Source organism: Pseudoalteromonas sp. Scap03, assembly GCF_013393115.1.
Taxonomy (GTDB): domain Bacteria; phylum Pseudomonadota; class Gammaproteobacteria; order Enterobacterales; family Alteromonadaceae; genus Pseudoalteromonas.
Window position 1 is genome coordinate 85,304 of the sequence record NZ_VDEU01000002.1, and the last position, 25,491, is coordinate 110,794.

Genomic DNA, 25,491 nt, shown 5'->3' on the forward strand with positions numbered 1-25,491 from the left:
TTTATATACTCTTCAAATTGTCAATGTAGAATTTTACCTTTTCAATTCTTCCATTATATTTGATTTTGAGTAGTGTACATATTAGTTTAGCCCTAGCGATCACAAGTTGCTTATTCTTCTCTTTAGAATTTTCATCCCAAGCAGCTATATCCTCTTCGCTTACCCCAAACATCAAGCTATGATCACTACTATCTAGGTTTTGTTTCTTTAGTAACTTTTCTTGTAAGAATTTGAAATCCTCTAATGGAATTGGCTTGATATTTAACTCTGATATTTTTGTTTCTTCCAAGTCTGATTCGGTTATATCATTACTACGATTATTTTTTTTAATTAATAATTGAAAAGCACCATTTTTAAGTTCTTCATTCTCCAGTAATTGGAAGATAGGATGATTTGCAATAGCTTGTAGTAGAAGGGCTTTGTGTTCAATATCACCTCCTAAATCATCTTTTATTTCACTGAATGGTTTATTATCTTTGGAATCTGTAAAGTTGAAAAAATACCCTACGTTATCTCTTAAAGGTGGTGAGTAACGACGGTGCTCTCCAAAATTTCGGATTAAATTTAAATTACTTGTGAAAGCTACATTTTGTAATACAACAGGGCTTGGCTTCATAAAGGTCGCAAATGCATTAATTACGATGTACTTGAACCTTAAAGCTAAATCAGTCAGGGTTTCATTTTTATAATCATTTGAGGCGCTTTTTTGAATTCTATCTTTCAATAAACGTAACTGGGTAAATGACTTATTAAAAACCGAATATATAATAGGCATCAAAGAATCATTTTTATAATATTTTAAATTAGATAAGTATTTGACCTCCCATGTAGCTATATCAGATGAAAGTTCTCTGATTGTAATATTTGATACTAATTTAATTTCCTCTTCATCAGTCAGCTCTTCTTCTGGACCAATATTAAATGCTTTAGTCGGAAATAAAGCGGGAACTGTATAAAATGGCGTTCTACTAAATAAGTCTTTTAAAATTGATTCCCAATGATGTAATCTTTTATCTAAGTAATCTTTATTCTCAACTTCGAGTTTGAAATCGAAATTAAGTAATGAAATAGCCAATAGTTCATAAGCTCGACTAAAAAATATTTGCCTTTGTGTTTTTAAAGTTAAATCGTAGTAGTTGTTATATGTAAAAATATCTAGGAGCATACGTTTATCATTTCGCGAATCTTGCTCTTTACCTTTAGAAGTCGTTTCTTGTATATTTTCGTCAGTTATTGATTCACTGGTTAATTTAAACTTTCCGTAAAAATGTTCAATTATAGGCATGCTCCTATATACCTTTTTATTTTTGAACTCTTCAAAATGCTGACTCATTCTTTTTACAAGTTCATTATCTGCATTCAATTTATCTGAAACTTGTTCTCCAAAAAATAGCTTGCCTTGCCATTTAGGTGTCAAGTCGTTCATTTGTAATATTGGATTAAATGAATGTAATTTATTTAAAGTTATATAATCATTAGCTTCTTTTACCTTGGAGTTTTCTATTTGCAGTGCTGTAACTGCATTTGAATAAGCTACACTATTTTGCTTTAATCTTGCCCACACAATATAGCGTTGCCATAATTCAGCGCGGTTTTCTTTTGTTAGTTCACTAGGAGAAAAATCTCGAACTAATTGGGTAACTTCACGAGCTGAATCAGGCTTTGGCCAATCACAGCTTTTTTCTTCACTATTCAATGGACCAAATAAGCAAGAAATAAATTTAGTCATATAGTCTTTATAACTTAATGGTTCACGCTTTTCTGTATCGCCAAAATCATAAATAATCATACCAGGTAAAAGTCTATCTATTGGTTCTAAGCTGATTCGATTATGGTGGGGTATTACTTTTTTTAGATACTCTTGCGTTAACTGTTCAGCTTTTTGACTTCCAATTATTTCGTTTGATTTGTCACCTTCGTCTTTTGTGAATCGATTTTCTATTATTGGTTCATATAACTCTAGATCACCTGTAATTATAGGAATTATTTTAGGACAACCTAATAATCGGCGCACAATATCTAAAACATCATATGCACGGGCTAATGCCATATCAATATCATCTATAGGTAGAACAATTGCATCAACGTCTAATATTTTTCTGCATTCATTAATATAACTATCAAAATGTTTAACTAACTGTATTCCACTACGGTATTTGATTACGCGATCCAAACCACTCAAACCATCTTCTAAATTTTCCTGTTTTCCTAGTGATTTTGATACGATTCTTAAGGATTGATAAAATGAATCCTGATTAACAGTATTACATTGTTTTGATTCTAAATACGTTTCCACTTCATTATATAAATGTGCAATTATGACATTAGCAAAATTATCATGATCTACTAAAAGGGTTGGATCAATAGAGTCGCAAAAATGTGCTTTCACATCCAAATCATTTTCATCTTTATACTTTTTCCAAAAGCCTTTTATATTTTGTAAAAAAACTGTTTTTCCTGTTCCTCTTGCACCACCAATGAATATTGCATCATGAATAATTGTAGGGTTATTACCTTCATTATCCTTATGCTTTTTTGCTTGTTTTATTGTTTTTGCTAATCGCTGATTAAATTCAAATACTGCATCCTGTTGCCATATTTCACCTTCTTGAATATTTCTTTCAAAATCTACTTTGTTTAAATCTAATACTATTGGCATTTTTTCTCTTTTTCTTATTGAATCAATCATAATTTCCCTTTTTATTTTTTTGTCCAATTAAGTAATAATTCATTAGCAGATAAGTAATCACCAATGATGTCGCGTTGACGTTCATTTAGCTGCAACTCTATAATTTTAGTAAATTTAGAAGTCAATTCGTCTAGCTTAATATCTTTTAGATATTTTTTTTCTTCATCTACTTGGCTAACTTCCCATTCAAGAGATTGAAGTAAAAAGTAATACTTTTCACTTCTAGACCAGCTGCGAGTATATCCATACTGTTTATTTGATAAGTAACAAATAAAATAACTTAGCAAAAAACCACCAGAAAGTAATAAAATGATATCAGCCGTTTTAAACACAACCAGAGCAAAAACATAAAAGACAAAAATAAAGAAATTAAAGAGCCTTAAACCAAACAATAGTTTTTTTTCGCCCTCACTTTTCATCAAGTGTATAAAAAAATAGTAGTAAAGCACGAGAATCAAAGGCATTAATAATAGCCATAAGTAATTAAAAGGGTCGAATTTTAAGTTTAAGTTAATACCTGTTAATTTAAGGTTTATAGCGATTAAGGTACTTGCTATAAAAAGAAATAAGGAAAAGCTTCCAAGCCTTCGCGCTATAAGATGATTAGGTTTGGCTTTTTTTCTGTTTTCTTCAAAATCACTTTTTAGAGATTTAATTTCTTTAAGTAAAGATTCTTTTGTCATTTTCATTCTCATTATTTATATTAAAAGAAAATTTCTGTAGTAAATATTGCATCAATCATTTATTCAAATGAACTATGTATAGCATGTAGACAACTCTCATATATAATCATGTTCACCAATCTACCAACTCACTCCAACTCCCCGTGATCACACCCGAAAGTTATCAATTGATGAGTAATCACTTGCATGGATGCAAGTTAAGCCGTGACTTCGCCATGGACGGCGAATACACGGCGATTACGTTCACATCAATTTTTAATTTGAGGACACAGTGTGATCCTCGGGGCGCCGTGGGATTCCAAAGGGCGGTCGGCGGCAGCCGCCCTTTGGTTGCCATCGCCAACGCGATAAAACCTCGAATAGAGGTTATTAAATCCCTTCACAATTCCTAATATTATCAATCACATTGACGCTCTAAAGTACGACCTACAATTTAAAAGCGCGAGGTAAACTCCCGCCTACGGCAGGACCTAAAAATTTAAAAGCTTCGCTTTTCGCGCGAGCAAGCTCTGCGCCTACAAGCTAAAGCGCGACTACAAACTACTCTGCAACCACTTGTTTAAACCGCGCGAAGGTTCGCATGCTTTCATCAGCAATCATTACTTCGTAATCGGGGTTTTGAGCAATTAGCTCATATTGCCCATTAGGTAATTTATTAACTTTGCGCAGTAAATACTGCCCTTCCCCGCCTATATCATCTCGCTCTATTGCCACTATTTGGCCGCGTAGCGATCCGGCTCTATCGGACGTTATAAGCTCAAGTAGCAATAAATCACCATCAAGTATTGGATGTTTACCGCCATTCATTGAGTTACCCGATGCGTGTGCTAAAAAATGTACTTGCGGGTCGAGCTTCCCCGCGCCAAATGGCGCGTCCATCAATTCCATGTCGCTTTCATCCCCTGTTTTAAAATGCCCACAGGCTATTTTTATATTGGGGAAATACGGCAGCTTTAATGCATTATCTATTGATTTTAAGCTAACTTCGGGCTTAGCAGTTTGATTTAACTCAGGTTGTGATGCGTTTGGAAACGTAAACAACTCAGCAGTTGGTTTTGCTTGTTCGAAACTGTTTTTGCCAAGCCATAATTTAGCACTGCTTGATTCGGCTACCTGATACGCCCAATTGCTTACTGCAAGCGATTTATCAGCATCGCAATAAAAGTAAGGTTGCAGTTTATTAGTTATTTCGGCCTTATGAATATCAAGATTTTGTTCTAGCCAGCGGTCGCGGTGAGCAAAAGCTGCGAGGTGGTCTCGCTTATTGTTATTACAATCAGCATGCGCAGCAACAAAGTTATGTGCTAAGTCGTTTGGATAGCGCTTAAAAGGAATAAAGTGATCGATCTCTGGCGTTTTTTTAGTTTCTTTTTCGTTTTTTAGATTCATTGGCTTTTGGCAGTAAAAGCAAAGCCCGTTTTGAATATCTATCAATAGTGGAGTTACCACTTTTAACGCAGTTCTGTTACTGCCAAACAAGAACTCTTGTAGCTGGCTTTGCGATCCTAATAGTGTTTGATTCGCTTTTATAGTTTGTACTTTTTCTATCCATTCAGTAACACTAAGATGCACAACCAAATCGTAAAAACGCCTAAAACACTGAGCTATACCAGCATTTAAAACAATTCGCTTGGGCTCTCTGCCTTTACCTAAAAGTATATGGGGATATAAAAAACATTCTTCTTTACCCGAAAGTAACTGTAAGCGCCAAAGAGGGCCATCGATAAATGTTCGCCTAAGAGAACTAATTACTTGGTTATATTGTTGGTAGTTTTTGAATGCGTTGTAACTTTTCACACCTGCATTTTGTAGTTTGTAAATTTCGGTGATGAACTTTGCCTGTCCTTGGCTATTTTGCTTTAACAGCATATCTTCAGTATTAGTAATAATATCGGTAGAGTGCGCAGCGTAAGGCATTGAGTGGTTCCAATAAAGTTGAATAAATTTATCGACTAACGTGTCGATTTTTATTTCCATTGGCGCACTCTGATCTTCATTTTGCTGTTCTACGCAGATATCAGCAATAGCATGTAATAGTGCATATTTATACGTTGCGGTGAACTCTCCCTCAACCAGCATGCGCTGAATATAGGCAATAAAGTCGAGTTGTTGCTGCATTGCGCCAATCATAAAACCGGCACTGCTTTAATTAGGGCATTTAGCCATACTTCGCTTTCGCGCTCTGGGCGTTGGTCAACCGTTTGCCATTGTTTTAGTATTTTAAGCTCGGTGTGCTGGGTAATTAGCGCGGTTAGGCCATCTTCATTTAAATCGGTAAATTCGCGGCCGTTATTCACGCGCTCTTGCGTGCCGTATTTAAACGACACATACAAAACACCGTTTGGTTTTAGGGCATTTTGCAGCTTTAAAAACACCTGCGGTAACTCTACTTTTGGCACATGCAATAAACTGGCGCAACACCAAACGCCGTCGTACATATTTGTACAACTAAGCTGCTGAAAGTTTTTAACCTCTACAGTTTGTTGTAAATAATTACTGGCTAACTTTGCAATATTTTCGCTTGCATCAAACGCGCTAACAGTAAAACCTTGCTGTTTAAAATACATGGCGTCGCGGGCACTGCCACAGCCAGCATCTAAAATATGGCCATGTTTAGGGATAAGCGGTAAAAACTCAGCGTAAAGCGCCGACATATCAACATTGAGCGTTGAGTCGCTAAAAGTTTGTGCATGTTGATTATAGTAATTGAGTGTTGTAGTAGGCACTAAACTCACCGCTCCTTGGTTTATTTATTAATCTGGCATTCATTTATAACTAATCTACAGGATCATAATTAATAAATACAGAGATAAGAGCAATATTACGCCCTAAGTAGTATGTTTTCATTACAAAAAAGCATTGTTTAACTGCACTAAACTCATATTGTTTACACTTTTACCTATTAACTCTACATCTTTGAAAATATTAAAGTTATATGAAACATGATTGTTATTTACCCTGCAATCTAACGGCTTGAATAAACGCTTATTCAAGCCGTTATAAGCTATCAAGCGTTAAGTTAGTGTCGACCCCTTAAGTCCCCGCATTTGTTTTTACTGGGCTACCTGCACTGCGCGCTCTTTATTTATTACAAGCGGGATAAATCTGCCAGCTAGTGTATACTTAGTTGTAGTCATTCTTTAGAGTAATAAAATGCTAAGACTCGCTTTTGTTGTATTACTAATAATTGGTAGTTTTAAGGTATTTGCCTGTGCCAAAACACTTAAAGTGGGTACTAATGAACGCAACTGGCCGCCTTATGTGGTGGCAGTTAATAACAATTTAACCGGCGTTGAGATTGATGTGGTAAATACGATTTTTAACAGCTCACCTTTTTGTTTAAAGTTTATGTTGCTGCCTACTTCTGCTCGTGCTTTTGAAGAGTTAAAAGAAGGCCGTATTGATATTGTTTTTGCAGCCAGCATAACCCCTGATAGACAAAGTTATGCCTATTTTAGCGATACTTATCGCGATGAAATAATGCGCCTTTATAAATATAGCGACTCTCCTGATATAAATAACCTAAGCGATATTTTTTATAGAGATTTAACGCTCGCTATTGGTCGCGGTAGTTATTATGGCGCAGCATTTGCGCAGTTTAAACAAAATCATCCTGCTCACGTTATTATGATGCCCACAGCCGACAAACGCTTTGCTATGCTTAGTAAAAACAGGGTTGATTATGCAATAGAAGACGAAGTAGCTGCACAATATTTTATAAACCAACATCCAAGCGTTAAGCCTGTTCCTAATATGGCGGCCATTAATAAGAGTTCGATTCATTTAATGTTGAGTAAAAAAACCATTAACCAAGTCGAGTTACAAACTATAAATGAGTTAATTAAGCAAAATAAAAGCAACATACACGCTATTTATCAGCGGTTATAGCTTTTAAGCTTTATTCTTTTACCTTTCATCTTTGGGCGTGGATCTGTATAATTCGCGGCCTATTATTTACTCTATCGCTTGTTTATTTATGCGGCACCTTGCTGCAGCTTAACCCTGCCATTAATTTTCTAGGATTACTTTTTTTGATCTCCACCGCAAATATTACGATGCAGTTTGGCGCAGAGCCGTTGTTTGAAAACATTTCAGCTAAATTTGGTAACGGTAACCGTTACGGTTTAATTGGCGCTAACGGCTGCGGCAAGTCGACATTTATGAAAATTTTAAGCGGTGCGCTTACGCCTAGTGCAGGTAATGTGTCTATTACGCCAGGGCTAAAATTAGGTAACCTAAGCCAAGATCAGTTTGCGTTTGAACAATACAGCGTAGTTGACGCGGTAATTATGGGCGACGTTGAGCTTTGGAAAGTAAAACAAGAGCGCGACCGTATCTACTCGTTGCCTGAAATGAGCGAAGAAGACGGCATGAAAGTGGCCGAGCTTGAAAGCATCTTTGCTGAAATGGACGGTTACACCGCAGAAAGCCGCGCAGAAGAAATACTACTTGATGCAGGTATCGATAAAGAATTTCATTATGGTTTAATGGCGAACGTAGCCCCTGGTTGGAAATTGCGTGTGCTGTTAGCACAGGCACTATTTGCTAATCCTGACATTTTGCTACTAGATGAGCCAACCAATAACTTGGACATTCATACTATTACGTGGCTTGCGAATGAGCTTAACCAACGTAAATGTACCATGATTATTATTTCCCATGACCGTCACTTTTTAAACTCGGTATGTACGCACATGGCCGATATTGATTACGGCGAGCTGCGTATTTACCCAGGTAATTACGAAAAGTACCTTGAAGCCTCGGGCTTGCAACGCGAACAGTTATTAGCTGAAAACGCGAAAAAAAGCGCTGAAATAGACGAGCTGCAAGACTTTGTTAACCGTTTTGGTGCTAATGCCTCTAAAGCAAAACAAGCCAGCTCGCGCGCTAAAAAAATGGACAAAATTAAGCTTGATGAAGTTAAAGCATCAAGCCGTATGAGCCCGTCACTGAGCTTTGACGAAGGCAAAAAAATGTATCGCCAAGCGCTTGAGCTAACCAAACTTGGCCATGGGTTTGACGGTGAAACGTTATTTACCGGCGGCGACTTATTGCTTGAAGCGGGTGCAAAGCTTGCGGTTATCGGCGAAAACGGTGTGGGTAAAACCACCTTTTTACGTTGTTTAGTTAACGAGCTTGAAAGTTTACACGGTGAAGTTAAATGGTCAGAAAACGCGACCTTTGGTTACTGCCCACAAGACAGCAGCAAAGACTTTGATAACGACTTAACTTTATTTGATTGGATGTCGCAGTGGCGCACTGCTAAACACAACGATTTAATGGTTCGTGGCATGTTAGGGCGTTTATTATTTACCGCAGACGATTCAAATAAAAAAGCGCGTAACTGTTCAGGTGGTGAGAAAAACCGTCTGTTATTCGGTAAGTTAATGATGCAAGACGTTAACGTACTAATAATGGATGAACCAACAAACCACATGGATATGGAAGCCATTGAAGCGCTTAACAATGCGCTAAAAGATTTTAAAGGCACGCTTATTTTTGTAAGCCACGACCGTGAGTTTGTATCGTCACTAGCAACGCGTATTGTTGATATTAAAGACAAGCAAGTGATTGACTTTCAAGGTACGTTTGACGAATACCTGGCAAGCTGCGAAGAAAACACAGTCTCTTATACACATCTCCGAGCCCACGAGACCGGAGCCTATAACCATTTTAAAAGCGGTGCTTGTTTAAGCGCCGTTTTTTGTGTCTGTATTTCGGGGTTCGGGGTTCGGGGTTCGGGGTTCGGGGTTCGGGGTTCGGGGTTCGGGGTTCGGGTTCGGGGTTCTGGGGTTCGGTCGGGGTTCGGGTTCTGGGGTTCGGGGTTCGGGGTTCGGGGTTCGGGGTTCGGGGTTCGGGGTTCTGTCGGGGTTCGGGGTTCTGGGGTTCGGGGTTCGGGGTTCGGTTCGGTCGGGGTTCGGGGTTCGGGGTTCGGGGTCTGGGTTCGGGGTTCGGGGTCGGGGTCGGGTTCGGGGTCTGGGGTTCGGGGTTCAGGGGTTCGGGGTCTGGGGTTCGGGGTTCGGGGTTCAGGGTTCGGGGTTCGGGCGTTCGGGGTCGGGGTTCGGGTTCGGGGTTCGGGGTTCGGGGTTCGGGGTTCGCCAAAATTATGCTTAGTATTAATTATAACGCAATTAGTAATTTATTTATAAAAAGCAAAGAAAGGCTGTGTTTTTTTGCTCATTTGCACTCATTCTTTGCTCTTTGTGCAAATAACTTTTAAGTGATTTATTTACCACTGAAGGTTATGAGGCGCTGCATTTTGCCCGCGTCTCGCAGCCCGTTGCCCGTTGTCTTCTCATTTACTCTCATTCGCTTCTCTGTGTTCAAATAGCTTTTAGTGAATTATGCACAAAGAGGGCTATGAGGCGCTGCGCTGAAAGAGTAGGTTAAAGGATAAAGGTTTCAGATTTTAGCACTAGCTCGCGCCTCGCGCCTCGCAGCCCGTTGCCCGTTGCCCGTTGCCCGCAGCTCGTAACTTTCAAATAATAAAAAAAAGGAGCATTACTGCTCCTTTTTAAATATTAAAAAGGTTTATTTAATATCAAACCTATCGGCGTTCATTACTTTTACCCATGCATTTATAAAGTCGTGTACAAAACGGGTTTTGTTATCGTCTTGAGCATAAAACTCTGCTAATGCACGTAGGATTGAGTTTGAACCAAACACTAAATCAACCCGCGTAGCCGTGTATTTAGTTTTACCGCTTGCACGGTCAACTATGTTGTACTCGCCTTTACTTGCAGGTTCCCAGCGGTTGTTCATGTCGGTTAAATTAACAAAGAAGTCGTTACTCAGTACGCCTACGTTGTCGGTAAATACGCCATGCTCACTATTGCCATAGTTAGTGCCCAGTACGCGCATACCAGCTAGTAACACGCTCATTTCTGGCGCGGTTAAGCCCATTAATTGGCTGCGCTCCAGTAATAGCTCCTCGGCGGATACAGCGTAGTCTTTTTTCAACCAGTTTCTAAAGCCATCATGAATTGGCTCTAATGGCTCAAATGACTCTGCGTCGGTCATATCATCAGTTGCATCGCCACGCCCTGGGGTAAATGGTATGGTTACATCAACTCCGGCCTTTTTAGCAGCTTGCTCTACTGCAGCGGTGCCGCCAAGTACGATTAAATCAGCCATACTAACAGGCTTAATTAAACTCGATTGCAGTGTTTCAAGTGCGCTAAGTACCTTGGCTAAACGCGCAGGCTCGTTACCTTGCCAGTTATTTTGCGGAGCTAGGCGAATACGGGCGCCATTAGCACCACCACGGTGATCGGAGCCTCTATAAGTACGTGCGCTGTCCCATGCGGTATTAATTAAGTCGGTTTCACTTAATCCACAATTGAGTAGCTTCGCTTTTAAGTCGGTTATTTCAGCGTCGCTTAAGGTGTAATCAACCGTTGGAATTGGGTCTTGCCAGATTAAATCTTCGCTTGGTACATCGGCACCTAAATAGCGCGATTTTGGCCCTAAATCACGGTGGGTTAACTTAAACCATGCGCGAGCAAATACGTCAGTAAAGTACTCAAAATCGTCATTAAAACGCTCAATAATTTTACGATATGCGGGGTCGAGCTTCATTGCCATGTCGGCATCGGTCATTATTGGGTTTAAACGAATTGATGAGTCTTCCACATCAACGGGTTTATCTTCTTCTTTAATATTAACCGGCTCCCACTGATGAGCACCGGCAGGGCTTTTTGTTAGCTCCCATTCGTAATTGAGTAACAATTTACAATAGCCGTTATCCCATTTAGTTGGGTAGGTTGTCCATGCGCCCTCAATACCTGAGGTCATGGTATCGCGGCCAATGCCACGGGTTTTATGGTTATTCCAACCAAGGCCTTGCTCATGTACGTCGGCAGCTTCTGGCTCTGGGCCTAAGTTTTCTTCTTTACCATTACCGTGAGTTTTACCAACAGTGTGGCCACCAACGGTAAGTGCTGCGGTTTCTTCGTCGTTCATGGCCATGCGGGCAAAGGTTTCGCGTACTTGATCTGCGGTTTTAAGCGGATCGGGCTTGCCATTAACCCCTTCTGGGTTTACATAAATTAAGCCCATTTGTACTGCTGCTAATGGGTTTTCCATGGTATCGGGTTTATCAACCTGGGTATAACGCTCATCACTAGGCGCAAGCCATTCTTTTTCTGCGCCCCAGTAAACGTCTTTTTCTGGGTGCCAAATATCTTCTCGTCCGCCAGCAAAGCCAAAGGTTTTAAGTCCCATTGATTCATACGCCATATTACCGGCTAAAATCATCAGATCAGCCCATGAAAGCTTATTGCCGTATTTCTTTTTAATTGGCCACAGCAAACGGCGAGCTTTGTCGAGGTTAGCATTATCAGGCCATGAGTTAAGTGGAGCAAAACGTTGATTACCCGTACCGCCACCGCCTCGGCCATCCGCTAAACGATACGAGCCCGCAGCATGCCACGCCATACGGATCATCAGGCCACCATAGTGCCCCCAATCGGCTGGCCACCACGGTTGGCTTTGAGTCATTAAATTTTTTAGGTCGGTTTTAAGCGCCTCTAAATCCAATGAATTAAAAGCGTCGGCGTAATTAAAGTCGTTATCGTAAGGGCTGGTTTTACTATCGTGCTGATGAAGAATGTCTAAATTCAGTGAGTTTGGCCACCAATCTGTATTGGTGTTTTCAGTTGTGGTATTACTGCCATGCATAACCGGGCATTTACCCGCTTTAGGATTATCCATATTGAGCTCCTTTTTAAGTATAAATAAAAACGCCCATGCTTACTGCTTTTGGTATTCACCAGTTGGGAGCGCTGTTATTTTATTGCCATTAAATGAATGACGTGTATGGTCTCTACTTATTCAATATACGTGTAGCTGCTTTGATACGCTAGAGCAAGGCGATGCTTTAAAACGATTACAATCATTTATAAATATGATGATGCTGCCAGCAAATGAATATTAAAACTTTTTATAAATTAGATGATCGTTATTAAAAATAGCCACGTAATGTATGCTGAAGGGTTTGAAAGTGACTTAGGTTATCTTAAGTGCACAGTGGAATACCCCCCTTCGCCATGAAATTATAGTTATAAAAGGTGTATAAATTATTTATGCACCTTTATTTCTTCCCTATTTTTAACTATTTGAATTTAGTTAAGTAAAAATTCAGGTAGTGACACATACACTAGGCCCTATCTCCTATTGTTCCCTGAGATGTTGATGTAGTTTTTTCCAGCCCACCTTGGGCTGGTTTTTTTTGCCTATAATTACTGCCACCCAAGTTAATACCAGCTTCCCTATACTCACCCTAGTACCAATGATGTGCGCATGTTAAAGTTAGCGAAGCGATTAATTAATTTTTTAACTAGGCATATCAATGCGTTTTTATTTTTTACTATTTATTGTTTTTATAGGTGCTTCATCTGCAGTGCAAGCTGCTGATAAAAACACTGCAACCTTGGATGAGCAACAGCAACGTGAATTAGCACAGCTAAAAGAACCGATGTACAAGCCATTACTTGAGCGTTATATTCTCGACGAATTGAAGTCGGTACGCCAAGATCAACAAAAACTGCGTGAAGACTTAACCAAACAGGTCACTCATGCTCAGTTAGACACCGCCGATCGGGCGCTAACTTACACAACCGACACGATTAACAATGTATTTTTTATTATCACCGCCACCGCTTCTATTTTAGTATTGGTGGGCTGGAATTCATTACGTGATGTAAAAAATAAAGTAGAAGATATAGTAAACACTCGAGTTAGTGTTATTACTGACGAGTACGAAGACCGCTTGAAAATTTTAGAAGAAAAACTGCGAGTTCGCTCTGAAGAAATACTCAGTAACCAAGAACGTATATCGATCACCAACGAAGTTCATTCGTTATGGATGCGAGCCAACCTAGAAAGTGATATTGCTAATAAAATTGAAATATTCGATGAGATTTTAAAACGTAAACCAGAAGATGTAGAAGCCATTGCCTACAAAGCGGATGCATTATTAGAGCTAAATGAGACTGAGCAAGCTATTGAGCTTTGTAATCAAGCTATTGATATAGACAGTGATTATGGTTACGCCTATTGGCAAAGAGCCTGTGCGTATGCTTTAACCCATGAGCATGCAGATGCTCTAGCTGATATAAAAATGTCGCTTGAGTACTCGCCTAACTTGCGAAACGAGCTACTTCACGAAAGTGCTTTTGCCAGCCTACATGATAACGAAAGCTTTAATGCTATTGTTTCAAATGAAGCCTAGCGTTTAAAGTATAAATCTATTGATTTAGAGAGCAGCTCGTCGAGCTGCTCTTCAAAGTCTTCTATGTCAATTTCAAAATGATTTAAGTACGCTTTAGCCTGCACCTGAGATAAATTGCGGTTTTTAACGCTATATTGGCGCTCATCTTTTTGCTTGTCGTATCGGGGTAAAAATAATAACTGCGCATAATAAGGCGATTTAATGTGCTTGTTCGCAAAGCGACAAAAGTCTTCAATGTGGTCTACGCCATCAGGGCCTAAACAGCCTGGCTCTACTCGATACATTACGCGAATTTTTTTCTCGTCACTTAGCTGCATAATTAATAATTACCTAAAAAATAAAACTCTAACCACTTTACCATCTTTGATCTGATAACTTGAAATAAGCTCTGAACGTTTATCTATAACGTTCGCATCCGTTGAACAGGTTTCTGATAGCTCATGGTCTATTACAATGTCACCATGCACAATACGCTTAATTGGTGATGAGCGCAGACACTTAAGTTTTTTAAACATAATGCCATAACGCGCTATTAGTTTTTCTTTGCCTTTAAATAATAGCTCATTCGGGAAAATATAAAACTCAACATCTTCATCATACATGCGAATAAATTCTTCAATGTTACGCGCGTTGTAAGCGTTTACTAATTGCTCAACAACAGCCAGTGACTCGCGAGACTGTTTTGCTTTGGCTTGTTGCCTTGCTGTGAGTGCTTCTTTTGCTTGTGTTACTGCTTGCTCAGCTTGCGCAACAGCCTGTGCTTTATCAGCTTTACTATTAGGCTGCTGTGCGGGCTTTGTTGATTCACTGCCCAGTACTTGAGAGTCATCTGCTTTTACTTTCTCAACAACCGGCTTTTTTGGTGTATTAGCCTCTTGGCTTAATGTATCAAGCGCATCTTGTTGCTGCGGTGCGTTTTTTTGCTGTGTTTGTTTAGTCTCGTCCAGCTGTGTTGATTGCTCTATAGCATGACTATTTAACGTGAAAGCGGCCAATAAACAGGCACAAATAATAAATAAAGATTTCATGGATTTCCTAAGTACAAAGACTAAATGCAATTAAAGCGCAACATAGCAAATTTTAGGCCTCTGAGATAGTTATTATAACGTTATAACTCACTACCAATACTGCTCAACAGTGATATGCCCCGGCTCTTTTCGGCGATTACGCTTATAGTTTTGAGCCAATAATAATTCTGTGGTGTCTTTAACCATTTGCGGATTACCACACAACATAAATTGCGCGTTATTTGGTGTGGCGCATAATCCAACGTGCTCATATAAAGCGTTGTTTTCAATTACTGTGGTAATTCTACCAGCTAAGCCCTGTAAAGGCGCCTCACGGCTAACAACCGGAATATAGTTGAGTTGACTAGTGTATAATCTTTTTAGTTTGCCAATAAGCTCCTGATAGCTTAAATCGCTATTTTTCCGTACCCCATGCACTAAATTTATGTGTTGATATTTTTGCCATACTTCGCTCTGCTGTAGCATTGATAAAAATGGCCCAATTGCTGTGCCTGTACTCAGCATCCACAATTGCTCACTTGCTGGCACTTCATCTAGAGTAAAAAAACCAGTTGCTCGGCGCTCTATTAATACGGTGTCACCTGGTTTGAGAGTGGCTAAATGAGAGGATAGTAAACCATCAACCACGTTAATGAGGTAAAACTCTAAATCAGGACTTTGAGGGGCGTTAACATAAGAGTAGGCGCGAGCTATACGTTTATCACCGTCCATAATAGAAAGCTTTGTAAATTGTCCTGCTTTAAACGGCTCTACATCAGCGTGAACGGTTATGCTAAATAACGATTCATTCCACCATTTGACTGACTTTACTGTCGCATCAATCCAATTAGACATAGTTACTCCAGAGTTTAAGACGTGTTTTAGCTATCAGCTAAAACTTTAAAATTGTTCATTTTAAAGGCAAGCTTTATAACTTAAACATTAGCATTAAGTTATAAATTCTGACAGGGAAATAAATGGGAACACAACGGGCTTCGGGCTACGGGTTTCGAGTATCGAGCAACGAGCTAGTGCTAAAACCTGAGATCTTTAATCTACTCTTTCAGCGCAGCGTCTCTTTGCCCTCTTTGTGAACAATGACCTTGCGCGGCATAAAGCTCCGCCTACAGTAAATTTAGAAGTTAACCATATCAGTAGGCGGGAGTTTACCTCGCGCATTTGTGTTTAATATCCTAGACCTGACGCGATATAAAATCGCTACTACGAAAGGCACTTACTGCTAAAAACAATTTTTCACCACAGAGGGTTCCGAGGCGCTTTGCGCTACACAGAGGTGGATTGGTATTTTTTAAGCATTTCTCTGTAAACTCAGTGTTCTCGGTGGTAAATATTTTTTAATTAATGACCTTGCACGGCATAAAGCCCCGCCTAAAGTAAATTTAGAAGGTAACCATATCAGTAGGCGGAAGTTTACCTCGCGCATTTTAATCTGACATCTAAAGTCTAATTTCTTGTTTAAACACAGAGAAGTGAATGAGAGTAAATGAGAAAACAACGGGCTTCGAGTGACGAGCTGCGAGCTAGTGCTAAAACCTAGGAACATAAAGCTCGTAGCCCGTAGCTCGAAGCTCGCATCAAAATCTCAGGCATAAAAAAAGCCGCATAAAATGCGGCTTTGGGGGTTTAGTCTCACTTCACTTTGGGCGTGTCTCCAAAACTTAGTGAATACGTTACCAAGGAACTGTTATATTTAACCTGAACTCTGGATAGTAAATCTCTTAACCAAAGTTCAGGTTATTTAGTTAATTAAATTGACTCTAGGGCAATTTTAACCATTTCGTTGAACGTGGTTTGACGCTCATCTGCAGGTGTTGCTTCGCCGGTGATCACGTGATCGCTTACGGTAAATAATGCCATTGCTTTTGCGCCATATTCTGCTGCTACGCCGTATAGGCCAGCTGTTTCCATATCAACAGCAAGTACACCTAGTTTGTCTAGGTCTTTGTAGAAAGTGTCGTCTGCTTGATAGAAAGTATCGGTAGTAAATACGTTACCTACTTTTGCATCAATGCCTAAATCTTTAGCCGCATTAACGCCGTTTAAAAGTAAATCAAAGTTAGCAATCGCTGCAAAGTCAGTACCACGAACGCGGGCACGGTTCACGTTAGAATCTGTGCTTGCACCTTGTGCAAAGATTACATCGCGAATTTTAATATCGCTGCCAATACCACCACAGGTACCAATACGGATAATATTTTTAACGCCAAAACTAACAATAAGCTCACGAGCATAAATTGACATTGAAGGAATGCCCATGCCAGAACCCATAATGCTCACTGGCTTACCTTTGTAAGTTCCAGTAAAGCCGTACATGTTACGTACGCCGGTTACTTGCACTGCATCATCTAAAAAGTTTTCAGCAATATATTGTGCGCGTAGCGGATCGCCTGGCATTAATACTGTTTCGGCAAAATCACCTACGTTTGCACTGATATGCGGAGTACTCATTGATTGTTTTCCTTTTGTTTGGCTAAAAGCCCTATTACTTTAAAAATATAGTAGCGTATTTTTAAATTACTTAACTGTATTTAGCTTATCGACAAAGCCATCACCATACTCTAACGCTTTTAGGTTAAACCATTGCGCAAGTGTTTGACCGATATCAGCAAAGCTATTGCGCTCACCCAGTGGCGTGTTGTTCATTCCTGGCTGATAAGCAATAACTGGCACATACTCACGAGTGTGCTCTGACCCTGGAAAGGTAGGGTCACAGCCATGATCGGCGGTGATCATTAATAAATCATCTGGCTTTAATTGCTCTAAAATAGTTGGTAAGTAATCATCAAACTCTTTTAGCGCTTTAGCATAGCCAACAGGATTTCTGCGATGGCCAAACTTTTCATCAAAATCAACTAAATTGGTAAAAATTAAACTGTGATCCTGCGCAGTTGCCATCACTTCACTGGTTTTTTCTAGCAAGTTCATTAACCCTGGTGCTTTATGCTTTTGGGTAATGCCTTGGTGCGCATAAATATCTGAAATTTTACCAATACTAATGACTTCGCCACCGTCTTTTGCAAGTACATCAAGCAATGTTGGCGAAGGCGGTAATACTGAATAATCACGACGATTACCGGTTCTGGCAAAGTCTTGACTATTTGAACCCAAAAATGGCCGCGCAATCACTCGTCCTATATTCATTTCATCAAGCAGCGCCCGTGCGATTTCGCATACTTGATAAAGCTTCTCTAGGCCGAATGATTCTTCATGCGCGGCTATTTGAAACACACTGTCAGCTGAGGTGTAACAGATTGGTTTACCTGTTTTTACGTGCTCTTCACCTAGCTGCTCTAAAATGGTGGTTCCCGATGCATGGCAATTGCCTAAAATGCCCGGAATACCTGTACGAGCAATAAACTCGTCTACAAATTCTTGTGGGAAACTCGGTTGTGTTTTTGGGAAATATCCCCAATCAAATAACACCGGCACGCCAGCCATTTCCCAATGTCCCGATGGCGTATCTTTTCCGCTTGAAAGCTCTTTTGCATAACCCCATGCGCCTTGTGGCTCATTGCGATCAGCAATTAAACAGGGTTCTTTACCAGCGGCTTCACATGCATCTACTAACCCTAATTTTGAAAGGTTAGGAAGCGAAAGCTTGCTGCCAGTTTCGTCATAATATGCCTTGAGTAAATGTGCGAATGTATTAGCACCTACATCACCGAATTTATCTGCATCGGGTGCTGCGCCAATTCCTAAACTATCCGCCATTAAGATAATTGCTCTTGCCATTGTGACCTCACATCTGTTCTAGGTGGTTACTTTATCCGCTCTTCGATTTTTCCGTACAGGACATAAGTCCTGTTTCATAAAACCTAAACATTATAAATTTGCACTCTTAAGCGAAGCAAAAGAGATTAATCGTGTCTTTTTTGCTATTGTGATCTACCAACAATATATCCTTCTGTGTGGGTGAGAACTTTAGTGACACGAACTATTATAGCTATTGCAGGCGCATCGGCGTCCGGCAAATCTCTATTTAGCCAAACAATATACAATGAATTGGTGAATGAGCTTGAACCAGGCGCTATCGCCATTATTGAAGAAGATGCTTATTACAAGGATCAATCGCATTTGCCGATGGCACATCGTACGCAAACGAATTACGACCATCCTGATGCATTTGAACACGAATTAATGCTTGAGCATTTAACACAACTTCGTAATGGCCACTCAGTTGAAGTACCAACTTATGATTATGCCCAACATACACGCAGCGATAAAACACGCCGTGTGGCTTCGGCTAAAATACTCATTGTAGAAGGTATTTTATTACTGAGCGATAAAGCACTTAATAAAGAATTTGATATTAAGGTGTTTATAGATACACCGCTAGATATTTGTTTAATGCGCCGAATGCAGCGCGACATGGAACAAAGAGGCAGAACATTACAATCTGTTGTTGAGCAATATCAAGCAACTGTTAGACCGATGTTTTATCAATTTATTGAGCCTTCAAAGCATAACGCTGATTTAGTTGTGACTCGAGGCGGTATGAATCGCGTTGCGATTGATATTATAAAAAGTAAAATAAAATACATTTTACAAGAATAACAACGGGAAACGTTTGTATGACAACATTTATGAGCTTAGTAGGCATGATGGTGCTACTAGGCATTGCCTTTGCGGCTTCAACTAACCGCAAAGCAATTAGTTTAAGAACCGTTGGTATAGCGTTTGCTATGCAAGTCGTTATTGGCGGTTTTGTTCTGTTTTTTGAAGCAGGCAAAAATGTATTAACAAGCATGTCAGCAGCTGTTTCATCGGTTATTGGTTATGCAAATGACGGTATTGGGTTTTTATTTGGTCCGCTAGCGTCGCAAGATACGCTTGGTTTTATATTCGCAATTCAAGTATTGCCGGTTATTGTGTTTTTCTCAGCGCTTGTAGCTGTTTTATATCACTTAGGCATTATGGATTGGATAATTAGAATTTTAGGCGGTGGTTTACAAAAGCTTTTGAAAACCTCGCGTACAGAATCGCTTTCAGCAACGGCCAATATTTTTGTGGGCCAAACTGAAGCACCGCTAATAGTTAAGCCATTTATAGCAACAATGACTAAGTCTGAATTGTTTGCAGTAATGGTAGGTGGTTTAGCCACTGTAGCAGGCTCTGTAATGGCCGGTTACGTAATTATTGGTGTAGACCTTAAGTATCTTATTGCGGCAAGCTTTATGGCGGCGCCAGGTGGTTTTTTAATGGCAAAAATGATTGTGCCAGAAACAGAAACTCCTAAAGATAACTTAGCAGATTTAGATTTAAGTGATGATGATAAACCAGTTAATGTAATTGATGCAGCAGCATCAGGCGCAGCTAACGGCATGCATCTAGCACTTAACGTAGGTGCAATGCTACTTGCCTTCGTGGCGTTAATTGCTCTACTAAACGGTTTATTAGGCGGCGTTGGTGGGTGGTTCGATTACCCAACATTGACGCTTCAAGAAATATTAGGCTATTTATTTGCTCCTGTTGCATGGTTACTCGGTGTACCGTGGGATGAAGCAATTATAGCCGGCAGCTTTATTGGTCAAAAGATAGTAGTAAACGAGTTTGTTGCTTACTTAGACTTTATAAATTATCGCGATACGTTAAGTGCTCACACGCAAGCAATTGTTACTTTTGCATTGTGTGGATTTGCTAACTTATCATCGATAGCCATTTTACTAGGTGGATTAGGCGGTATGGCGCCTAGTCGGCGAAAGGATATCGCACGCTTAGGGCTCAGAGCAGTGTTAGCAGGATCTATGGCTAACCTTATGAGCGCAGCAATTGCTGGGTTTTTCCTCTCGCTAGCTTAGAAACTTAAAGAGATGATCCATCTGTTGCAAAACAATAGGATAGCGCTTTAAGGGGTTAAAGCACTATCTGACTTGAACGATACTTCACCAAGGGCCGCAAGGCCCTTTTATCGTTTTAGCACCTCTACTTTCTAAATCCTCAACAACTCGCCCCCCAAAATTATGCTTTGCTTAACCTTCATCCACGCACTCCTTAGCCATCATTGCACTTATACCAATCCGCAATAATACTTAATCATTTTGCGGGGCTAAACGTGTCGCTACCTGTGTTAAAAAATTCTCATTTAGAACAACTAAATAGCGAATTTTTTGCCTAGCTATCAACTCGTTTTTCCAGCCTCAAAATAGACCACTTAATTAAGCGAATTGGTATTACTAAAAAATATGAACAACTGTGTAACTGCAGAAGCATTTAATTGTCAGCCCTTTATAAAAGGCGCTTGAGAGTGCGAAGTTAACAAGGATGAATGGCTGTGAAGAGGTAATATAGGCATTATTAAGCGGGAACTTTTTGAGCTTTTCCGCGCTTGGCCGATCTAAGCTTTAATTTTTTACATAACGGTTAATGTAAGGTTCATAGCCAGACTCTGCTTTAAGTTGCTTTAGAGCTTGATTAAAACGTTCTACGATCACAGGTGAAGCAGCTGTATTAAAACCAATATAGTTGCCTTTAAGTTCATCTACATGAATTTGTTCGAGCTTCACTAAATCATCTCTAGAGTATCCAAATGGTTCAGTTTGATGGTCAATGGTAAAGTCAGATCCAATAATTAAATCGATGCGGTTTTTAAAAAACAGTCGCATAAACGAGTCAGTGTCGCTAAATAGCAATAAGTTTTTATCAGCTACAAACCCAAGTCGGCGCACCAGCATTTCATAAATATCGCCACGCACTATACCTAACGAATAGTTTTTAGCTTGGGTGATATCGTCCATCACAATATGTTCGCTGATTTTTAATTTATAAAAATAGGTTTGATTTGACACCAAGGGTCCAACCCATTGAAAAAGAGGTTCTCGCTCTTGCGTTTTTGCCAAAGAAATAATGGCTGACTGTGGGTTATTTTGCACTAAGTGGTAAGCGCGCTTCCAGGGTAGCATAATAAACTCGCACTTTAGTGCGGCACGGACACAGGCATCTTTTACTATGTCATGATTAATACCCGCCAATTGGCCAGCACTACTTTGAAAGTTATACGGAGGAAAACTTTCGGTATAAATAACCAGCTTAGGCTCAGCAGCCTGAATTTTTTGGCTAAATAACAGCACAAAAGCTAATAATATAAATTTATAGATACACACCCCCTGTGGTTTAAGTAATAACTTTAACCTAGAAAACTCGTAGAGACTATTAATTTATAACGCTGTTTGTAATGTTAAAATAGCAGATGACGTAAATAGCAATAAAATGACGGGAATATTAAAGCGGTGGTGGGATGTTCTTAAATTTTGGGCACAAAAAAAGCGCCTTAAGCGCTTTTTTTCATTTTACTTAAAAAGTAAAATTATAGAGCTGTGATGTTATCAGCTTGAGGACCTTTTTGACCTTGTGAAAGAGTGAACTCTACACGTTGGCCTTCAGCTAAAGTTTTGAAACCTTCGCTTTTGATTGCTGAGAAATGTGCGAAAACGTCTGGACCGTTTTCTTGCTCGATGAAACCAAAACCTTTAGACTCGTTGAACCACTTAACTGTACCTGATACGATGTTAGACATAGTATTATTCCTGATATAAAAAATTAAATTGTGCCCTAATGGGCGGTGTAGCAAAAAATGAGATGGTACTTAAAAACTTCAGGACGGTACTACAAGTATTACTTATACAACAACGAAATGGAGATTTATAAATTATCATGCTTTCTTTCTAGCTGCGGCCTACTATATAGAGTTACAGGGGTAAGTCAACCCTTTATGTGATTTAATTAATAAAATAACCTTCGTAACTCACTTTAAATGTTAAGCACTTGTTTAAGCAGCTTAAAATTCAAATTCTAACGCCATTCTAAAGCTATGATTCTTCTCTGACTGGCTGATTTCAGTAATAAAACCGGCTTCCCACTTTAATTGTTTTTGTCCATCAAAGCGATGCAAGCCTATAAAACCAGGGCCAATACCCACAAAGTCTTCACCAAGATACACCTCAACCGCGGGCTGAAAAGCAGACAAGTATCGGTAGCGATACTGCGCTCTAAACTCGCTTTCCCATTCGTTTTCTATATCTTGCCCCCATTCGTATACTAAAAAAGCATTCATGGTGAGGCTTGCACGACCAAACTCTTTTTCAATTACAAAACCAGAGGTTGCTTCGTATGCGTCGGCGTCATGCTGTTTTTCAAATTCAAATAACGCGCCCCAATCAGCCCATAGCCTGCCCTGCTCTATTAACTGCCATCTAAGCTCTAACTCATACGCTTGCAAGCCAAAGTCACCGTTATCATCGCGCTCACCCACGATGTAGCCTTCCAATGCCATGGTGTCGTTTATTGCGCCGCCTAAGCCAACGCGCTGCGCTAAAATATTACCACTATCAGTTTGATGCGACACAAGCCGCCATTCTAGCTCGCGCTCAAACGGCAACACATACGGATGATAAACTTTATCTACTACTATGCCATCAGCATAAGCCAGCTTAGGTATTAATAAACAAAAACCAATTAATACAGTGGCTGCAAATAGGTTTATTGCTTTCATGATTTTTCCTTAGTGATTGATTTAGGAATAAAATAACAAACAGATAAAAATAACACGCTGCTCAACGCATAGCTTAAAACACTGGTTAAATTAGGCGTAGCCTCATAACCAATCAGAGCTCGCAATACTCTCCCAAACTCTGAGTTTTCGGTTAAAATGGCACGTAAATCCCATACGGTTACCGTTGTTGCTATCAAATCAATTTGGCTCGCCAAATCAAGCGCCACAACTAGTTTTGCCGCACTATTTAATGCTAACAATACCAATAAAGGGGTAAGTCCAAAGCGCTGTTTGATTGCACTCAATAAAAAATACAACAACACGCTAAAGCTGCTGCATATTCCCAAACCTAAAAAAGTGCCAATAAATAAACTTTGTGCCGCTTCGTTGTTTTGCCAAAAGCCAATCAGGTAAATAATGTAGTGACTTAAATAAAGTGTCATTACGCTGATAATCGCAATCATAAAAGCAGCTGTTGCCTGTTTAATGGCGTAGTACAGTGCACTAATAAAAATTAAAATACACAAACCAATTTGGGCATATTCTAAACCCTGATAGTCAAACAAGGGGCTCATTAACGGCGCACTTTTTACAAACAAAAATGAAAGCCCGATCCCTAAAATAAGCCCTCCCAGCAATTTCATTAAACTTTGCTTGGCTACAACTTGGAGTAAAATAAGTAAAATGGCCACCGGCAGTAACTGGTTTAGACTCATCACTAGGCTAGTAATTAGCATTAGAGCGCTCCTTTTCAGTCACTATGACAGCACCACGCGCCGTATTGGGCGAGAACTCGCCAAAAAATTCATAACGCCCAGGGATTAACGGCCCGATATAAATAACGCTTTTGCGCTTAGGGTAAAGTACTTTCTCTCGATTGAGATCGAAACTGTCGAACTCTTCAGGCGTACTATCTTGATTTTCGATTAACAAGCGTACCTTTTTATTGGCCGGTACGACGATTTCTGCGGGGTAAAACAAATGATCTTTAAGTACAATAAGGTAGTCTTTACTGGCGGCGTTAAATGATAAAAATACACAACAATATAAGTAAGGCCTAATAAGTCGTTTAATCACATTTAGCTCCTGCAAAAACTACCTGTACTTTTAAGCCACCCAAATCACTATCCGTTAAGTGAATTTCAGCGCGATAAATAGCAATAATATGCTGCACTATTGCCATGCCTAAACCCGCACCTTGTTCACCCGAAGGGTGTTGGTCACCGCCAACACGATAAAAACGGTTAAATATCAGTTGTTTTTGATCGTCCGTCATACCTGGGCCACTGTCTTCTATTTGCCAAATACGCTGCTTGTGCATCTGCTTTAGCGTTATTTTTATTTGTCCATTGGCTGGTGCGTACTTTATGGCATTGCTAAGTAGGTTTGAAATCAACGTCACTAAGGTAAATTCATCACCGTTAATGATAAAGTCATCTCCCTCAAGACTAATAGTGTGGTTTTTAGCCTCTATTTTTTCATACAACTGGCTAACACCTTCTTGCGTGATCGCTAATAATGACTGCTCCTTAAACTGTTTTTGCCACTGCTCTGGCTGAGTACGCCCTAGTATTAGCATTTGCTCTACTATATTGGACAGTCGATTAATACCTTGAGTCATGGCTTGTAATTCTTGGTTATCGCCTTGTTGAGCAGCCAAATTATGCACATTAATTTTTAAACTGCTCAGGGGAGTACGTAATTCATGTGCCGCATCAGAGGCAAAAAAACGCTCTCGTAAATAGGCGGTTTCTACGCGTTTAAATAAATCGTTTAAGCGGCTGATCACCGGTTTTATCTCTTCATCAGTCACCTGCCAATTGATCGCAGTGAAATCATTTGCTTGGCGCAGAGCTAACTGTTTTGATAAACGGGTTAATGGTGCCAGTGCATATTTAACAAAAAAGCTAATAAATAGCGCAAGCAAAGGAACCGCCCAAAGCATAGGCAACATGGCTGATAAAATCACCGCCTCGGCTAGTTCAAACCGCTTAGCAATCGGCTCGGCAACAACCACGGTGCGTAAAGAAGTGACAAAAACGAATACCCGCATTCGCTGCCCTGCAATATTAAGCGTTTGAAAACCCGCTTGATACTGGCTCAAATCAAGATTTAATTCGTCAGAGCCACTAAGGAGCTCACCAGCTTGCCAAATTTGATACAGTAATTGGGCGCTTTCTTGCATTTTTGGCGCCATGGCGTTTATAGATAAAGGCTGTTGCATCAACACTCCAGCGACTACTTTTAGCTCACTATCAAGTAGTTGCTCACCATGGCTCATACTTTTTTGGTAGCCTTTGACTAAAGCTAAAAAGCACGTTAACACCATCATTGATAGTAAAATAAGAGTTAAACGCTTACGAATTGACATA

Annotated in this window: 20 protein-coding genes and 1 pseudogene; 5 read left to right on the forward strand and 16 right to left on the reverse strand. The window is 39.8% G+C overall.

Annotation, left to right across the window (positions count from 1 at the left end; genetic code table 11):
* Window position 1: 1 nt before the first annotated feature.
* From FHG08_RS15755 to FHG08_RS15770, 4 genes are all read right to left on the reverse strand, one after another.
* Complete coding sequence (locus FHG08_RS15755) at window positions 2-2,689, reverse strand: hypothetical protein (protein WP_178957014.1); 2,688 nt, start codon at window positions 2,687-2,689, stop codon at window positions 2-4.
* An 11-nt stretch (window positions 2,690-2,700) separates the two neighbouring features.
* Window positions 2,701-3,372 (reverse strand): hypothetical protein, encoded by a 672-nt coding sequence (locus tag FHG08_RS15760; RefSeq protein ID WP_178957015.1) that lies wholly within the window; start codon window positions 3,370-3,372, stop codon window positions 2,701-2,703.
* Window positions 3,373-3,912: 540 nt separating this feature from the next.
* Window positions 3,913-5,502 (reverse strand): S24 family peptidase, encoded by a 1,590-nt coding sequence (locus FHG08_RS15765; protein ID WP_178957016.1) that lies wholly within the window; start codon window positions 5,500-5,502, stop codon window positions 3,913-3,915.
* A complete protein-coding gene (locus FHG08_RS15770; protein ID WP_075170353.1) occupies window positions 5,499-6,098 on the reverse strand; it encodes a bifunctional 2-polyprenyl-6-hydroxyphenol methylase/3-demethylubiquinol 3-O-methyltransferase UbiG in 600 nt (199 codons plus the stop codon). Before FHG08_RS15770 ends, FHG08_RS15765 begins: the two co-directional genes overlap by 4 nt.
* A gap of 427 nt (window positions 6,099-6,525) precedes the next feature.
* On the opposite strand from FHG08_RS15770, the gene FHG08_RS15775 reads away from it, so the two are divergent.
* Window positions 6,526-7,260 carry an ABC transporter substrate-binding protein gene (locus tag FHG08_RS15775; RefSeq protein WP_178957017.1) on the forward strand — a complete coding sequence of 245 codons (735 nt, stop codon included), beginning with the start codon at window positions 6,526-6,528 and terminating at the stop codon, window positions 7,258-7,260.
* A 143-nt stretch (window positions 7,261-7,403) separates the two neighbouring features.
* A pseudogene (locus tag FHG08_RS15780) lies at window positions 7,404-8,990 on the forward strand (ABC-F family ATPase); the annotation flags it as partial.
* Between the two features lie 913 nt (window positions 8,991-9,903).
* Here FHG08_RS15780 and katG read toward each other — a convergent pair.
* Window positions 9,904-12,084 carry a catalase/peroxidase HPI gene (gene katG / locus FHG08_RS15785; RefSeq protein WP_178957018.1) on the reverse strand — a complete coding sequence of 727 codons (2,181 nt, stop codon included), beginning with the start codon at window positions 12,082-12,084 and terminating at the stop codon, window positions 9,904-9,906.
* Window positions 12,085-12,721: 637 nt separating this feature from the next.
* Between katG and FHG08_RS15790 the strand changes: the two genes are divergently transcribed.
* On the forward strand, window positions 12,722-13,603 hold the full coding sequence (locus FHG08_RS15790) for a tetratricopeptide repeat protein (RefSeq protein WP_138606994.1): 882 nt from the start codon (window positions 12,722-12,724) through the stop codon (window positions 13,601-13,603).
* On the opposite strand, the gene FHG08_RS15795 is transcribed toward FHG08_RS15790, so the two are convergent.
* The 5 genes from FHG08_RS15795 to FHG08_RS15815 all read right to left on the reverse strand — a co-directional run bounded on the left by FHG08_RS15795 (window position 13,600) and on the right by FHG08_RS15815 (window position 18,363).
* The gene (locus FHG08_RS15795) at window positions 13,600-13,920 is read right to left on the reverse strand and encodes a hypothetical protein (RefSeq protein ID WP_008112665.1); all 321 of its coding nucleotides are present in this window, start codon (window positions 13,918-13,920) and stop codon (window positions 13,600-13,602) included. The two genes, FHG08_RS15790 and FHG08_RS15795, sit on opposite strands and share 4 nt — an antisense overlap.
* A gap of 9 nt (window positions 13,921-13,929) precedes the next feature.
* Window positions 13,930-14,631, reverse strand: a complete 702-nt coding sequence (locus FHG08_RS15800; protein WP_178957019.1) for a nuclear transport factor 2 family protein — start codon at window positions 14,629-14,631, stop codon at window positions 13,930-13,932.
* A 90-nt stretch (window positions 14,632-14,721) separates the two neighbouring features.
* Window positions 14,722-15,465 (reverse strand): ferredoxin--NADP reductase, encoded by a 744-nt coding sequence (locus FHG08_RS15805; protein ID WP_178957020.1) that lies wholly within the window; start codon window positions 15,463-15,465, stop codon window positions 14,722-14,724.
* A 912-nt stretch (window positions 15,466-16,377) separates the two neighbouring features.
* Window positions 16,378-17,079 carry a purine-nucleoside phosphorylase gene (gene deoD / locus FHG08_RS15810; protein WP_008110728.1) on the reverse strand — a complete coding sequence of 234 codons (702 nt, stop codon included), beginning with the start codon at window positions 17,077-17,079 and terminating at the stop codon, window positions 16,378-16,380.
* Window positions 17,080-17,145: 66 nt separating this feature from the next.
* Window positions 17,146-18,363: a phosphopentomutase gene (locus FHG08_RS15815; protein WP_138609256.1), complete on the reverse strand. Its 1,218-nt coding sequence runs from the start codon at window positions 18,361-18,363 to the stop codon at window positions 17,146-17,148.
* 192 nt (window positions 18,364-18,555) lie between these two features.
* Between FHG08_RS15815 and udk the strand changes: the two genes are divergently transcribed.
* Both udk and FHG08_RS15825 read left to right on the forward strand, forming a co-directional pair.
* Window positions 18,556-19,185: a uridine kinase gene (udk, locus tag FHG08_RS15820; RefSeq protein ID WP_008110733.1), complete on the forward strand. Its 630-nt coding sequence runs from the start codon at window positions 18,556-18,558 to the stop codon at window positions 19,183-19,185.
* Window positions 19,186-19,202: 17 nt separating this feature from the next.
* On the forward strand, window positions 19,203-20,429 hold the full coding sequence (locus FHG08_RS15825) for a NupC/NupG family nucleoside CNT transporter (protein WP_138609254.1): 1,227 nt from the start codon (window positions 19,203-19,205) through the stop codon (window positions 20,427-20,429).
* Between the two features lie 543 nt (window positions 20,430-20,972).
* On the opposite strand, the gene FHG08_RS15830 is transcribed toward FHG08_RS15825, so the two are convergent.
* The 6 genes from FHG08_RS15830 to FHG08_RS15855 all read right to left on the reverse strand — a co-directional run bounded on the left by FHG08_RS15830 (window position 20,973) and on the right by FHG08_RS15855 (window position 25,490).
* The gene (locus tag FHG08_RS15830; RefSeq protein ID WP_256872146.1) at window positions 20,973-21,698 is read right to left on the reverse strand and encodes an ABC transporter substrate-binding protein; all 726 of its coding nucleotides are present in this window, start codon (window positions 21,696-21,698) and stop codon (window positions 20,973-20,975) included.
* Between the two features lie 236 nt (window positions 21,699-21,934).
* Window positions 21,935-22,144, reverse strand: a complete 210-nt coding sequence (locus tag FHG08_RS15835; protein WP_008467029.1) for a cold-shock protein — start codon at window positions 22,142-22,144, stop codon at window positions 21,935-21,937.
* Window positions 22,145-22,405: 261 nt separating this feature from the next.
* Window positions 22,406-23,119, reverse strand: coding sequence for a hypothetical protein (locus FHG08_RS15840; RefSeq protein ID WP_010388689.1), 714 nt, complete (start codon window positions 23,117-23,119; stop codon window positions 22,406-22,408).
* Window positions 23,116-23,856 (reverse strand): iron transporter, encoded by a 741-nt coding sequence (locus tag FHG08_RS15845; RefSeq protein WP_178957022.1) that lies wholly within the window; start codon window positions 23,854-23,856, stop codon window positions 23,116-23,118. Before FHG08_RS15845 ends, FHG08_RS15840 begins: the two co-directional genes overlap by 4 nt.
* Window positions 23,843-24,196: a cupredoxin domain-containing protein gene (locus FHG08_RS15850; RefSeq protein WP_178957023.1), complete on the reverse strand. Its 354-nt coding sequence runs from the start codon at window positions 24,194-24,196 to the stop codon at window positions 23,843-23,845. The genes FHG08_RS15845 and FHG08_RS15850 overlap by 14 nt, the downstream gene beginning before the upstream one ends.
* Window positions 24,189-25,490 (reverse strand): ATP-binding protein, encoded by a 1,302-nt coding sequence (locus FHG08_RS15855; RefSeq protein ID WP_178957024.1) that lies wholly within the window; start codon window positions 25,488-25,490, stop codon window positions 24,189-24,191. The genes FHG08_RS15850 and FHG08_RS15855 overlap by 8 nt, the downstream gene beginning before the upstream one ends.
* Between the last annotated feature and the right edge of the window lies 1 nt (window position 25,491).